Source organism: Rodentibacter rarus, assembly GCF_001998965.1.
GTDB classification, from domain to species: domain Bacteria; phylum Pseudomonadota; class Gammaproteobacteria; order Enterobacterales; family Pasteurellaceae; genus Rodentibacter; species Rodentibacter rarus.
This window is the reverse complement of sequence record NZ_MLHJ01000119.1, coordinates 1-14,277: the sequence shown is the minus strand read 5'-3', so window position 1 is coordinate 14,277 and position 14,277 is coordinate 1. Positions and strand designations below refer to the sequence as shown.

Genomic DNA, 14,277 nt, shown 5'->3' with positions numbered 1-14,277 from the left:
ATCTAGTACAGCCCCAATATTAGAGTATCAGTTTTCTCATTCTATATTGTTCAAAATTGCATAAAAAAGAATAGCAAGAACACTATGTGGCTCCCTACTTCTCTTTTTTAGGAGAGAGGCTGTGAAAGCAAAAAGGGAGAACGTTGTGATGCCCCTTCTCCCTTCGAAAATCCTACGGACTTTCTCCCCCTCGCCTATAAATTAGCGAGGGGATTAGCTCTACAAAAATTAAGTTTGTGCAACAGCTGCATAATACCGAATATTATAAAAAGTGTGGTTGAAATCAATCGCACTTTTCTAGAGAATGTTTTTCTCTCCTCTCGACAAACTGATCAATCCTGAACGCACAATTTCAAGTAAGGTGGTTTCTTCTTTCACCGCTTTCACAAAAGCATCCAGTTTGTCTTTTGTTCCGGTTAATTGCACCGTGTAGGATTTCGGGGTGACATCAACAATTTGACCTCGGAAAATATCGGTCAGCCGTTTGATTTCATCACGCGATGCCCCTGTGGCACGAATTTTTACCAGTAACACTTCACGCTCAACATGCTCATGATCACTGAGATTAATCACTTTAAACACATCCACGAGTTTATGCAGCTGCTTTTCAATTTGTTCAAGCACTTGCTCATCGCCCACTGCCTCAATCGTCATTCGTGATAAGGTAGGATCATCCGTAGGCGCTACGGTGAGGCTTTCAATATTAAAGGCCCGTTGAGAGAATAACCCGACAACACGCGATAATGCGCCGGATTCATTTTCTAATAAAACAGATAAAACTCTACGCATTATGCTTTCTCCTCTTGTGGTTTGCTTAAAATCATTTCATTCATTGCCCCACCACGCACTTGCATTGGGTAAACGTGTTCCGCCTCATCCACATTGATATCAACAAAAACAAGTTTATTTTTAAGTTTAAAAGCTTCTTCCAACTTGCTTTCCAATTCATCCGGTGTAGCAATTTTAATGCCCACATGCCCATAAGATTCTGCCAATTTCACAAAGTCCGGTAAAGAATTCATATAGGTTTGTGAGTGTCGCCCTGAATAAATCAAATCTTGCCATTGTTTCACCATACCTAAGAAATGGTTATTCAAGCAAATAATCACAATAGGAATACCATATTGGGTCGCCGTAGATAATTCCTGAATATTCATTTGAATACTGCCGTCACCGGTCACACACACCACTGTGGCATCAGGTTGGGCAAGTTTTACCCCCAATGCGGCAGGCAAACCGAAACCCATTGTGCCTAAGCCACCGGAATTGATCCAACGGCGGGGTTTATCAAAAGGATAATGCAACGCAGCAAACATTTGATGCTGACCCACATCGGAGGCCACATAGGCCTCTCCCTGAGTGATACGATAAACCGCTTCCATAACTTGTTGCGGTTTGATCACCCCTGAAGTGCGGTCGAAATCCAAGCAGTTTTTGGCTTTCCATTGATTAATTTGCGCCCACCAATCTTCAAGATGATTTTGTGGACGATTTCCGCCCTCTTCGCCTAATAAGCTTAAAAATTCATCTAAGATATTTTTAGCGTTGCCCACAATAGGGATCGCCACTTGAACATTTTTAGAAATTGAGGTGGGATCAATATCAATTTGAATCACTTTTGCGTGTGGACAATATTTTTCAAGATTATTGGTAGTACGATCATCAAAACGCACCCCAATCCCTAAAATTAAATCACTTTCGTGCATGGCGTTATTGGCCTCATAAGTGCCGTGCATCCCAAGCATACCTAAGAATTGTTTATCCGTACTTGGATAGACACCTAAACCCATCAGCGATGCCGTCACCGGTAAATTTAGTCGCTGTGCCAATTGGGTTAATGCGTCACTACATTCTGCGGCAACCGCTCCCCCCCCCACGAATAACACTGGTTTTTTTGCCACTAATAAGGCTTTTAGCGCTTTTTTAATCTGTCCTTTATGTCCATTCACTGTGGGATTATAAGAACGCATTTCAACAGATTTTGGATATTCATAAGGGAATTTATGGATTGGGTTGACCGTGTCTTTTGGAATATCCACCACAACAGGACCAGGACGCCCTGTTGAGGCAATATAAAAGGCTTTTTTGATGATTTCCGGAATCTCTTCTGCTTTTTTGACAATAAAACTGTGTTTTACTACGGGACGAGAAATGCCCACCATATCACATTCTTGGAAGGCATCGCTGCCAATCAAATGGCTCATCACTTGCCCTGAAATCACCACCATCGGTACAGAATCCGCATAAGCCGTAGCAATGCCGGTAATCGCATTGGTTGCTCCGGGGCCTGATGTCACTAAGACACAGCCCACTTTGCCGGTTGCTCGTGCATAACCGTCTGCCATATGAACCGCCGCTTGTTCATGACGCACAAGAATATGTTCAATGCCGCCAAGGGTATGAATCGCATCATAAATATCAAGTACTGCGCCCCCCGGATAACCAAACAAATATTCAACCCCTTCATCGCGCAGTGATTGCACTACCATTTCCGCACCGGATAATTTTTTCATTATTCACTCCTAAAATTGACCGCACTTTAATTGATGATTAAGTGATACACTCTCAATGGGATTTATCATACTGACAAAAAAATCTTTGTCTATAGGCTCACAACATAATAAAAATGGATAATAGCAGAACAAAAATCCAAAAATAACCAAATCTTTGGTTAAATATAAAAAAATAAAGCATTAAAAATAAAAAAATGCGACTTTATGCCGCATTTTATAAAAATCAAAAAATTTTATTTTTTATTTATTTTTTTGAACCAGATCACATTTTTAACGTTTTTTCACAATAAAAACGAGGACACTCAAAGAAAGTGCGGTAGCGATAAACCCGGTCGATCCAGACTTCGTAAAGCCCACAACGATATAACCCACACAGGTAGCTGCTGCAACCGTTAACGCATAAGGAAGCTGAGTGGTAACGTGATCCATATGATTACATTTTGCCCCTGTCGAGGATAAAATCGTGGTATCCGAAACCGGTGAACAGTGATCACCACACACGGCACCTGCCATCACCGCAGAAAGGCAAGGTAGTATCAATTCCGGTGCAGTATTTGTCGCCATCGCTGCAGCAATTGGCAGCATAATACCGAAAGTTCCCCAACTTGTGCCCGTTGAAAATGCCATTGCAGCCCCTAAAACAAATAAAATTACCGGTAAAAATTGAACTGGAATATTGCCTGAAACCAAAGAAGAGAGATATTTACCTGTTTGCATATCACCCACGATTTTATTGATTGTCCAAGCAAAAGATAAAATCGCAATCGCTCCAAGCATAGATTTGATGCCTAATCCCCAAGCTTTCACATATTCGGATAAGCACACTTGGCGATCTAATACGATTAAAATCGTGGAAATAATAACCGCACTTATGCCCCCAATAACGAGCGAGATCCCAACATTGGTGTTTTCAAAAGCCCCTAATACTGAGAAGGGTGATCCGGCTTCAGCAAGAGCTTGACCGCCGGTATACATCATCATAGAGACCGTAGCGACAATTAAAACTAAAATAGGAAAAACAAGATTTCGAACGTGACCGTTCACCCCCAATTCGTCCTCCTGCTCCTGATTTTCTCGTGCCATTGCCGCTTTTTCGTGACGAGCCATAGAACCGATATCAAAAGAAAAATAAGCCACAAAAAACACCATTAATAATGCAAAAATCGCATAGTAGTTCATTGAACTCATTGCGACAAATGCTCCCATCGGCGTATATTCCGTGATGGAGTAAGTCGCCAGTAGACCCGCCACCAATGTAATGATATAAGCCCCCCAGCTTGAAATCGGCATCATCACGCACATCGGTGCGGCAGTGGAATCTAAAATGTAGGCTAATTTCGGTCGGGAAACTTGGAAACGATCTGTCACCGGGCGGGCAATCGCCCCCACTGCAAGACTATGAAAATAATCATCAATAAAGGTGACAAATACCAATGATGCTGCTAATAATTTTGCTCCACGGCGACCTTTAATGCGGGCTTGGGCCCATTCGGCAAAAGCACGATTACTGCCGGAAACCGTTAAAAGTGCGGTCAAAATACCGAGTAAAATTAAGAAAAGGACAATATTCATATTTGAGTTCATTGCCCCATCGCTATAAACCAACGAGACAATATTATTTTTCAAATAAGTTAAGGTGGGGAGGATTGAGGCATCATTAAGCATTAATGCCCCCACTAAAATCCCCGCACTTAAAGAAATTAATACACGACGTGTTGCAATGGCTAAGACAATCGCCAATAAAGCGGGGACAATAGACCAAATTGAAGAAGAAAAATCGATAAGTTCCATTACGTTATACCTAAAAATAATGGAGACAACGGCAGAATATGGACTTGAAATGGCCAGCCTAACCGTAGCGCTCCATAGTTAATCACTATGACAGTAACGCTCCTTTCGGATACGCCACCAACCAGCCAAAACGACTTTTAACTGATTTCGGCAATGACTCCTTTCTTTTTTCGTCATCGTTATCCACTCGGAAAAAATACTTATAGCCACTGCACCTCTACTTTTATAGGGAATTAAAGGTTACAAGAAAAAACAGAAAAAATCTAATAGTTTCTATTAAATAACCCTAGTTAATCAAAATTTAGTAATAAATAACATAAATCTTATCATTTAATAACCCATCTAGTTATAACCGGACTCCTATTTTTTTCTATTTAAATTTAAGGTTTACCTTCTGGATTAATTTCGTTATTATAAGCGTCCTATTTATATTGTATTATCAATGAGGTTTATTATGTCCGATTTAATTAAAGCATTTACCAATCTTCGCACTATTCGTTCCGTAGTACGTGATCTTACATTAGAACAAGCAGAAAGTTCATTAAAGAAATTTGAAGAAGCTGTTGCTGAAAAACGTATGCAAATGGAAGAGCTCCAAAAAGCTGAAATTGAACGTAAAGCACGTATTGAAAAATATAAAGAATTAATGAAACAAGAAGGAATTACCGCTGAAGAATTACAAGAAATTGTTGGGGGAACTTCATCTTCCATTCGTTCAAGACGTGAACCACGTCCGGCAAAATATCAATATACGGATGCAAATGGCAAACAAAAAACCTGGACGGGTCAAGGTCGTATGCCAATGACAATTCAAGCCGCATTAAATGCCGGTAAATCATTATCTGATTTTGAAATTTAATTATTCAATTCTCAAGAACCCATATTTTTTATGGGTTCTCTTTTTTTCTTTCCCTATTACAAATAAACACAGCATTAACATTATGATTGAAAAAAAAATACTCCTTACGGATTGCCCGGATGATAAAGGTTTAATCGCAAAAATCACGAATATTTGTTATAAACACCAACTCAATATTTTGCATAATAACGAATTTGTTGATTTCGAGACAAAACATTTCTTTATGCGAACCGAGCTTGAAGGCATTTTTAATGAAACAATATTACTTGAAGATCTTAAATATAGTTTACCCGAAGGAACAAATTGTCGTTTAATCAGCGCCCAACGTAAACGCATTGTCATTTTAGTGACAAAAGAAGCCCATTGTCTCGGTGATATTTTAATGAAAAATTATTATGGTGCGTTAGATGTAGAAATTGCCGCTGTCATAGGAAACCATCATAATTTACAAGAATTGGTGGAACGTTTTGATATTCCTTTCCACTACATCAGCCATGAGGGATTAACACGAGTTGAACACGATCAACGCCTTGCAGAAAAAATTGATGAATATGCCCCGGATTACATTGTCTTGGCAAAATATATGCGCGTGCTAAATCCTGAATTTGTCGAGCGTTATCCAAACCGGGTGATCAATATTCATCACTCTTTCCTTCCTGCATTTATTGGGGCGAAACCCTATCAACAAGCCTATGAACGTGGCGTAAAAATCATTGGAGCGACAGCACATTTTATCAATAATGAGTTAGATCAAGGCCCGATTATTATGCAAAATGTGATCCATGTCGATCACACTTATAGCGCAGATGCCATGATGCGAGCCGGGAGAGATGTGGAAAAAACCGTGTTAAGTCGTGCGCTTGATCTCGCCCTTCACGATAAAATTTTTGTTTATAAAAACAAAACGGTGGTGCTGTAATGGAAAAAATCACGTTAACCCCAATTCGTTCAGTGGAAGGAACGATCAACCTTCCCGGCTCAAAGAGTTTATCTAATCGGGCATTACTCCTCGCCGCCCTTGCCAAAGGCACCACAAAAGTCACCAATTTGCTTGATAGTGATGATATCCACCATATGTTAAATGCCCTAAAAGCACTCGGGGTAAATTATCAACTTTCCGAAGATAAAAGCATTTGTGAAATTGAGGGATTAGGCGGCGCTTTTAATGTACAAAACGGACTTTCACTTTTTTTAGGGAATGCCGGTACGGCTATGCGCCCTTTAACTGCCGCACTTTGCTTGAAAGGAACAACGGAGGGTGAAGTGATCCTCACCGGTGAACCTCGTATGAAAGAACGCCCAATTCGTCATTTGGTTGAGGCGCTACATCAAGCAGGGGCGGAGGTGCGCTATTTAGAAAATGAAGGCTACCCTCCTCTTGCCATTCGCAACACGGGGATGAAAGGTGGCAAAGTCACCATTGATGGTTCTATTTCATCACAATTTTTGACCGCACTTTTAATGGCGGCACCTTTGGCTGAAAACCCAATGGAAATTGAAATTATCGGCGAATTGGTTTCCAAACCCTACATTGATATCACCCTTGCGATGATGAAAGATTTCGGTATCGTGGTGGAAAATCTATCCTATCAACGTTTTTATATCGAAGGGAATCAATCCTATGTGTCCCCCGGCAATTATTTAGTGGAAGGTGATGCCTCTTCTGCGTCTTATTTCTTAGCGGCCGGGGCGATCAAAGGCAAGGTGAAAGTAACCGGTATCGGCAAAAATTCTATCCAAGGTGACCGCCTATTTGCAGAGGTATTAGAAAAAATGGGCGCCAAGATCACTTGGGGTGAGGATTTTATCCAAGCGGAAAAAATGGAACTAAAAGGGATTGATATGGATATGAACCACATTCCCGATGCAGCGATGACAATCGCTACCACAGCCCTTTTTGCCCAAGGGGAAACCACCATTCGCAATATTTACAACTGGCGGGTAAAAGAAACTGATCGTCTTGCTGCGATGGCAACGGAATTGCGTAAAGTCGGAGCGGAAGTGGAAGAAGGGGAAGATTTCATTCGAATTCAACCTTTACCGTTAGATCAATTCCAACATGCCGAAATTGCCACTTACAACGATCACCGTATGGCAATGTGCTTTGCCTTAATCGCCCTTTCAGATACGGCAGTGACGATCCTTGATCCTCAATGTACGGCAAAAACCTTCCCGACATTTTTTGCTGAATTTGAAAAAATTTGTGTAAGAAATTAAAAGAAGTGGGACGCTTTGTTAATAGCAAGTGTAAAACAAAACGTCCCCAAATAAAACTCTCCCGAAAAAGTGCGGTCGATTTTTAATTAATTTCCGACATAATACCGTAAACACACAAAAGCTGTCATTTCAACCATTTACTGCTTAATGTTCCGGCTGTCATTGCGCCGTTGACATTTAAGGCAGTACGTCCCATATCAATAAGGGGTTCGATTGAAATCAATAGACCGACTAATTCAAGGGGTAAGCCTAAGGTTGAAAGTACCACAATCGCCGCAAAGGTTGCCCCACCACCGACACCGGCAATACCGAAAGAAGAAATCGCCACCACAAAAACCAGTGTTGCAATATAACTCACACTAAACGGGTCGATCCCAACCGTAGGGGCAATCATGACCGCTAACATCGCAGGATAAATTCCCGCACAACCATTTTGTCCGATTGTCGCACCAAAAGTGGCTGAGAAATTTGCGATAGCCGGATGATTACCCAGTTTGTCTGTTTGCGTTTCGATATTTAATGGGATAGTCGCAGCACTTGAACGAGAGCTAAAGGCAAAAGCAAGTGTAGGCATCACTTTTTTATAATATTGAATCGGGCTGATGCCGGACAATAAAAGTAGTACGCCGTGAACGATAAACATTAAGAGAATAGCAATATAAGAAGCCACAATGAAACTACCTAGATTCAGGATATCTGCCCATTTTGACGTTGCCGCCATTTTTATCATTAAGGCAAACACCCCATAAGGCGTTAAACGAATGACAAAACGCACTAAACGTGCCACTAATTTATTGAGCGTTTCCACACCTTGTGCAATACGATCCCCCAATTCCTGATTTTCTTTACGCAAACTCAATGCTGCCACACCTAAAAATGCAGAGAAAATCACTATACTAATAATTGAAGTGGGATTTGCCCCTGTTAATTCAGCGAATGGATTTTTAGGAATGAAAGAAAGCAACATTGCCGGCACACTTAATGCATTAATTTGATCGGCACGACCCAATACTCGGGTTTGCGCAGCAAGTTCACGTTCACCGGCAACCAAACCTTCTGCCGTTAAACCGAATAGTTGAACCATAATGATTCCGATAAAAGCGGCAATTGCGGTGGTAACAAGCAAGACAGAAAGCACACTAAAGCTGATTTTACCTAAAGAGCGAGCCTCATTGAGACGGGTAATTGCCGATAAAATTGAAACAAAAACGAGTGGCATCACGATCATTTGTAATAAACGAACATAGCCACCACCGACCAAATTAATCCAATCTAATGCGGTTTTAAGGGTTGCCTCATCCGACAAATTTTGGAGCAATGCCCCCACACCTAACCCCAGCACTAAACCAATGAAAACCGTTTGTCCTAATTTTTGTGTTTTTTTGTAAAGATAGCCTAACAGCACAAGAATCAGTGCAAAAATGGCTAAAGTAAGAAATAACATATTAATCTCCTATAAATTCAGGTGGCGATATTAGATAGACTTCCTCATCAAAGATCTAATCGTTTTTCGTTATAGCTTATACTTTTATGGAATATCATTTTAAACAACGGAGACTGCTTTTATTTGTACATAAACATTCATCCCCACCATAAAGCATAATTCATTTTGCGCCCATTTGCTGACACTTGCCCAAATCTGATGCCCTTCAATTAATACCGCAATATCTACACGAGAATCCTGTCTATCAATTTGTGCAATTTGACCACGTAAAATATTGCGAATACTGGTTTGTTGCGGTTTCTGCAAAGCAATTGACACATCAGAGCTATAAATACAAATGCGTACAAGCTCCCCTGCCACCGCATTTACTTGATGAATCCAAAGTAATTGCTCTCCCAAGGAAAGTGCGGTCATTTTATAAGATGGATGATGCAAATAAATGGGTAAGGCTAAAACACTACTCTGCTCATTTTCCCCTTTCCAAGGGGCAAAAATCGCACTGTTCCAAATTCGCTCCAGTAAATCATAGGCTTTGACTTTCCCATTTTCCATTAATACCACCCGATCTGCGAGGCGTAATAATTCCTCTAAACTATGTGTGACATACAAAATAGGAATATTAATTTCTTGAGAAAGCCGTTCCAAATAGTGCATTAATTCCCGTTTACGGGGCAAATCTAAGGCTGAAAGAGGTTCATCCATCAATAACATTTCCGGATCGGTGAGCAACGCACGCCCAATGGCAACACGCTGTTTTTCTCCTCCGGAAAGGGTGAGTGGGTAACGTTTCAATAAATGACTAATGCCAAGTAATTCGACAATATAATCAAACTCCTCTTTTGCTACATTTTGCGCACCGTAACATAAATTGCCTTTCACCCTGTAATGAGGAAACAAACGGGCATCTTGAAACACATAACCGATTTTACGCAAATGAATAGGGACATTTTGCTGTGTTTCAGTATCCACCAAAGTACGGTCATTTAATCGGATAAATCCCTCATCAGGTTGAGTGAGTCCGCTCACTAAATTAATTAAAGCGGTTTTCCCTGCACCGGACAAACCGAAAATAGCCGTTACACCTTGAATAGGAAGCTGTAAATTTGCCTCTAATGCCAATTTTCCTAATTGTTTTTTGATATTAATTTGTAACATTTCCCAGCCCTAATTTTTTCTGCATACGTTTACTCATCCATTCTGAAGCGAGTAATGAAATAAAGGAAAGCACAATAGCAAAAAAGCATAAACGTGCGGTTTGCGCCTCAGCCCCCGGTGTTTGGATGAAGGAGTACATCGCAAGGGGAATGGTTTGAGTTTCACCGGCAATATTGGAAACAAACGTAATCGTTGCCCCAAACTCTCCTAGTGAGCGGGCAAAGCCTAATATCAATCCGGCTAATACACCCGGGAATGAAAGCGGGAAAGTGATGGTAAAAAATACACGCCATGGGGAAGCACCTAAGGTTTGGGCTGCCTGTTCAAGGCGAAGATCAATACTTTCAAGGGAAAGACGAATCGCCCTAACGACCAAAGGAAAAGCTACCACCGCAGAAGCAAGTACCGCTCCTTTCCAGCTAAATCCAAAAGATAGCCCAAACCATTGATATAAATATCGACCAATAACCCCATTTCGTCCCATTGCTACCAGTAATAAATAGCCAATCACAACAGGTGGCAAGACCAAAGGCAAATGAATTATGCCGCTCACTATGGACTTACCATAAAAATTTTTACGTGCCAAAAGCCACGCTACAAAGATCGCCAAAGGCAAGCTCCAAAGCATCGCATTAAGCGCCACACTTAAACTCAGACGAATGGCATCGGTTTCTAAGGGAGTGAGACTAAATAGAGAAAGAAACTGGGTGAGCAAATTACATTTCCTTAATCACATTGATATGTTTCCGAAAGAGGAAGAGAATTTTAACAAAAAGGGCAAAACCTTGCCCTTTCTTCCATTTCATTTATTTCACGGAGAAACCGTAACCTTCAAGCACTTTTTTTGCGGACTCAGAATCAAGATATTTTAAGAAATCACGAGAATCCGCATTGTCGTGATCTTTTAAAATCGCCATCGGATACACCACCGATTTATAACTCTCGGCAGGAAATACCCCCACCGTTTTCACTTTGGGGCTCACTTTCGCATCCGTGCTATACACAATACCATAAGGCGTTTCAGCCCGTTCTACCAAGGCTAATGCGCCACGCACATCCTTAGCTCGAGCTAAACGATCTTTCACTTTATGCCATAAATTCAGTTTGGTTAAGGCTTCTTCTGCATATTGCCCTGCCGGTACATGAGCCGGATCGCCCACCGATAAATAACTGTCTTTTAAAGCATCGATCCACTCACCTTTGGAAATCTCCACAGAATCCACCGCACTTTTCAACGGAGCAATTAATACCAATTCATTTCCCGCCAAAATTTTTTCTGTTTCTTTCACCGTTAAATTTTTCTCAGAAAGATATTTCATCCACTTATTACTTGCTGAAACGAAAATATCCGCCGGCGCACCCTCTTCCACTTGTTTTGCCAAAGTTGAAGAAGAGGCAAAAGAAAACACAACCTCATTTTTAGGGTTTTGTTTCGCATAATCGGCGGCAACCTGCTGTAAAGCATCAGTCATTGAGGCGGCAGCAAACACGGTGACTTTCGCTGAAACTGCCAAAGAAACGCCAAAACCGATAAAAAGTGCGGTTGAAATTGGGGTTAATTTTTTCATCATTTTCTCCTTATTATTGAATCAACGTTATTTACTAGATTATATATCGAAATAGAAAATAGCGATACGTAAAAATGTGGTTTTATCATAGAATATATCACGCTCTATTGTGATGAAGGGAATCCCTATGAAAAATACTGAAATTTTACTCACTATAAAACTTCAACAAATGCTCTTTATTGATCCCAAACGGGTTCGGCTACTCAAAGAAATTCAGCAATTCGGTTCCATCAACCAAGCCGCCAAAAATGCCAACGTCAGCTACAAAAGTGCGTGGGATCATCTTGAGGCGATGAATAAACTCAGCCCTCGCCCATTGCTAGAACGCAATATCGGGGGAAAAAATGGGGGAGGAACGGTTTTAACAAGCTATGCCAAACGCTTACTTCAACTTTATGACCTATTAGAAAAGACCCAAGATCATGCCTTCAACATTTTGCAAGATGAATCCGTGCCGCTCGACAGCCTGCTTGCCGCCACTGCACGCTTTTCTTTGCAAACGAGTGCTCGCAATCAATTCTTCGGCAAGGTGGCATACCAACGGATGATGAATTCCCGCTGTGTTGTGGATGTCAACATCGAAGGGTTGCCAATCCCCTTACAGGTTTCTATCACCTCAAAAAGTGCCTCACGTTTGAAATTAATGACAGAAAAAGAAGTGATGCTGATGATTAAAGCCCCTTGGGTGAAAATGACGACACAGCCTCTGGAAGGTCAAACAAACCAATTTCCCGTGAACATCAAATCAATCAATGAGGAAGAAGCCATTTTAGTTTTTGATGATAGCGGAATCGAATTTTGTTCGACCATTACCCCCTCAGACCAATGGAAAATCGATCAACAAATTTGGTTGCATATTGATCCGGAACAAATTATTTTGGCGACATTAGAATAAATTTTTGATAAGAAAAAACGGCTGATATTCAGCCGTTTACTTTTTAGCTTTCCACCTCAGGAAGAGAATCAAAATAAGCCCGTAATTCATCTAAGGATGTATCTGCAAGCGGGCTATATGGAGAAGAGAGATATTGAGAAACCGCATAAACCCGTTCTTTTAACATATGATACGCCAAATTTGGTTTTGCATCGTCTAACCAAGCTAAATAACTAATCAGATAAGAATAACCCAACTCGTGCCAATTTGCATAGTTTGCCGCCGTAAACGCTGCCACATTATGTGAAATAGCCCGTAATTCCTCTGCGTCAATGTAACCAGCGACATAACTATTACGAGCCACCCAAATAGTGCGCACCAAATCAAAACCAGAAACGTTTATTTGTGCGGCGTCCAAGGTTTTTGTGAGAAAGCCTAATTCCACAATGGATTGGTGCAAATCATCGAAATTATTGTATGCCGTCAGCGGAATTTCCGCCCCCTCTATTGTCCCTTCCCATAAGGCAGAAAGTGTTTTTTGTGCACTCTTGCTGTCTTTAATATCCCACGAATTTTCCAGTGAGGTTTTAACATTTGATGCGGCTTTATTGTAAATACCGCAAAGATCATTTAACGCTAACGCCTCACCATAATTGACGGAAGCCTCTCTTCGATAATAGGGATTTTTCGCCAGTTCCGTCAAAGACTCTTTATCGTCATATAAAATATTCGAACTTTCATAAAAGCCATCCACTAAAAACGCATATTTCTCTTCATCATTTCTCAACGGTTGTTTCGGTTCAGGCAAAGTTAGCAAGCCGAAAAAGGGTTTGCCAATTTCGTGCTCAACAGCAGCCACCCACAACCATCCAAGAAAAAATGTGATGACACCATAGACAGCCACAATGCCTCCGACTATCGTGGTCGTCCATTTGCCATCAAATAATAAGTAGGTATTTGTCAGTTCGCCAATAATTAAGGCGATACCCACAATAAATGCCGGCACCGCCTGAATTTGCGAAATTTTTCCACCCCGTAATTGTTTTGTTTTTAATTTTTCTGCGATACTCATTGTTTCCTCCATATTTGATATAGATAAATACTTGACAAAGTCTACAAGACAAGAGCTTTTTCAGTGTAATTGAATATTTATTCAACAATTATTTTTTATTTCGTTTTAATTTCTTACAAAAATAGCGCCATAACTTCGGACAAAGCACATACCATTGAAAATAAAAAGCGATAATGGCGACAATCCCCATTAATTCTCCTGCAATAGGCTCAATAAAGTCGGGAAGAAGAAAAGAAAAAATAACAAGGACGAGGTAACCCAATGGAAAAGTCAAGCAGAGAAGTCCGAGAAAATAACCAATATGGGCTTCTGCAGGATTCACTATTTCTTCTGCAAGAATAAAATGGAAATATAAAAATAAAACCATCGAAACCATAAGAAAGAGCGGTACAAAAATAAGCAGTTTTTTCCATTTCGCCATTATTACTTTTAACTCATTTATCATTGCCGTGAGCTCGGGTTAAACGCTCAAAGAATATGAATAATTTATTAAACAATCATTTTTTATTTCGTTTTAATTTCTTACAAAAATAGTGCCATAACTTCGGGCAAAGCACATACCATTGGAAATAAAAAACAATCATAGCAACAATGCCCATTAACCCAGCCACAACCGGATTAAATGAACTGTTGCCACCAAAACCGAAGAGAGAAAAAACAACAAAGACAAAAGAACCAAGTGGAAATGTCAAGTAAAAAAGCAAAAGGAAATAAGCGATATAGGCTTCCCCACTATGCTTATCCCCATTTTCAATAACCATATAGAAATAGGGGCTGTACTAGA

Annotated in this window: 14 protein-coding genes and 1 riboswitch; of the genes, 4 read left to right on the top strand and 10 right to left on the bottom strand. The window is 40.6% G+C overall.

Annotation, left to right across the window (positions count from 1 at the left end; translation table 11 throughout):
* Positions 1–297 precede the first annotated feature (297 nt).
* From ilvN to BKK50_RS10615, 3 genes are all read right to left on the bottom strand, one after another.
* Positions 298–789, bottom strand: coding sequence for an acetolactate synthase small subunit (ilvN, locus tag BKK50_RS10625; protein WP_077417870.1), 492 nt, complete (start codon positions 787–789; stop codon positions 298–300).
* Positions 789–2,513, bottom strand: coding sequence for an acetolactate synthase 3 large subunit (locus BKK50_RS10620; RefSeq protein ID WP_077417868.1), 1,725 nt, complete (start codon positions 2,511–2,513; stop codon positions 789–791). The genes ilvN and BKK50_RS10620 overlap by 1 nt, the downstream gene beginning before the upstream one ends.
* A gap of 270 nt (positions 2,514–2,783) precedes the next feature.
* Positions 2,784–4,304, bottom strand: a complete 1,521-nt coding sequence (locus tag BKK50_RS10615; protein ID WP_077417866.1) for a Na+/H+ antiporter NhaC family protein — start codon at positions 4,302–4,304, stop codon at positions 2,784–2,786.
* Positions 4,305–4,361: 57 nt separating this feature from the next.
* A riboswitch (Lysine riboswitch) is annotated at positions 4,362–4,532 on the bottom strand.
* Between the two features lie 226 nt (positions 4,533–4,758).
* On the opposite strand from BKK50_RS10615, the gene BKK50_RS10610 reads away from it, so the two are divergent.
* The 3 genes from BKK50_RS10610 (at position 4,759) to aroA (ending at position 7,380) form a co-directional block, all read left to right on the top strand.
* On the top strand, positions 4,759–5,163 hold the full coding sequence (locus BKK50_RS10610; protein ID WP_077417864.1) for an H-NS family histone-like protein: 405 nt from the start codon (positions 4,759–4,761) through the stop codon (positions 5,161–5,163).
* Between the two features lie 82 nt (positions 5,164–5,245).
* Entirely contained in the window at positions 5,246–6,082 is an 837-nt protein-coding gene (purU, locus tag BKK50_RS10605) for a formyltetrahydrofolate deformylase (protein ID WP_077417872.1), read from the top strand.
* Positions 6,082–7,380, top strand: a complete 1,299-nt coding sequence (gene aroA, locus BKK50_RS10600) for a 3-phosphoshikimate 1-carboxyvinyltransferase (RefSeq protein ID WP_077417862.1) — start codon at positions 6,082–6,084, stop codon at positions 7,378–7,380. Before purU ends, aroA begins: the two co-directional genes overlap by 1 nt.
* A 124-nt stretch (positions 7,381–7,504) precedes the next feature.
* Here the strand turns inward: aroA and BKK50_RS10595 are convergent, their stop codons facing one another.
* The 4 genes from BKK50_RS10595 to modA form a co-directional block, all read right to left on the bottom strand.
* Positions 7,505–8,824 (bottom strand): L-cystine transporter, encoded by a 1,320-nt coding sequence (locus tag BKK50_RS10595; protein ID WP_077417860.1) that lies wholly within the window; start codon positions 8,822–8,824, stop codon positions 7,505–7,507.
* A 99-nt stretch (positions 8,825–8,923) separates the two neighbouring features.
* Positions 8,924–9,979, bottom strand: coding sequence for a molybdenum ABC transporter ATP-binding protein ModC (gene modC / locus BKK50_RS10590; RefSeq protein WP_077417858.1), 1,056 nt, complete (start codon positions 9,977–9,979; stop codon positions 8,924–8,926).
* Positions 9,966–10,694, bottom strand: a complete 729-nt coding sequence (gene modB, locus BKK50_RS10585; RefSeq protein ID WP_077417856.1) for a molybdate ABC transporter permease subunit — start codon at positions 10,692–10,694, stop codon at positions 9,966–9,968. The genes modC and modB overlap by 14 nt, the downstream gene beginning before the upstream one ends.
* Before the next feature lie 91 nt (positions 10,695–10,785).
* The gene (gene modA, locus BKK50_RS10580; RefSeq protein WP_077417854.1) at positions 10,786–11,547 is read right to left on the bottom strand and encodes a molybdate ABC transporter substrate-binding protein; all 762 of its coding nucleotides are present in this window, start codon (positions 11,545–11,547) and stop codon (positions 10,786–10,788) included.
* A 127-nt stretch (positions 11,548–11,674) separates the two neighbouring features.
* On the opposite strand from modA, the gene BKK50_RS10575 reads away from it, so the two are divergent.
* Positions 11,675–12,442, top strand: a complete 768-nt coding sequence (locus BKK50_RS10575) for a TOBE domain-containing protein (RefSeq protein WP_077417852.1) — start codon at positions 11,675–11,677, stop codon at positions 12,440–12,442.
* A gap of 43 nt (positions 12,443–12,485) precedes the next feature.
* Here BKK50_RS10575 and BKK50_RS10570 read toward each other — a convergent pair whose 3' ends face one another.
* The 3 genes from BKK50_RS10570 to BKK50_RS12515 form a co-directional block, all read right to left on the bottom strand.
* The gene (locus BKK50_RS10570; protein WP_158074672.1) at positions 12,486–13,493 is read right to left on the bottom strand and encodes a DUF1266 domain-containing protein; all 1,008 of its coding nucleotides are present in this window, start codon (positions 13,491–13,493) and stop codon (positions 12,486–12,488) included.
* An 88-nt stretch (positions 13,494–13,581) separates the two neighbouring features.
* The gene (locus tag BKK50_RS10565; RefSeq protein WP_077417848.1) at positions 13,582–13,914 is read right to left on the bottom strand and encodes a hypothetical protein; all 333 of its coding nucleotides are present in this window, start codon (positions 13,912–13,914) and stop codon (positions 13,582–13,584) included.
* Between the two features lie 76 nt (positions 13,915–13,990).
* On the bottom strand, positions 13,991–14,254 hold the full coding sequence (locus BKK50_RS12515) for a hypothetical protein (RefSeq protein WP_077417845.1): 264 nt from the start codon (positions 14,252–14,254) through the stop codon (positions 13,991–13,993).
* Positions 14,255–14,277 lie beyond the last annotated feature (23 nt).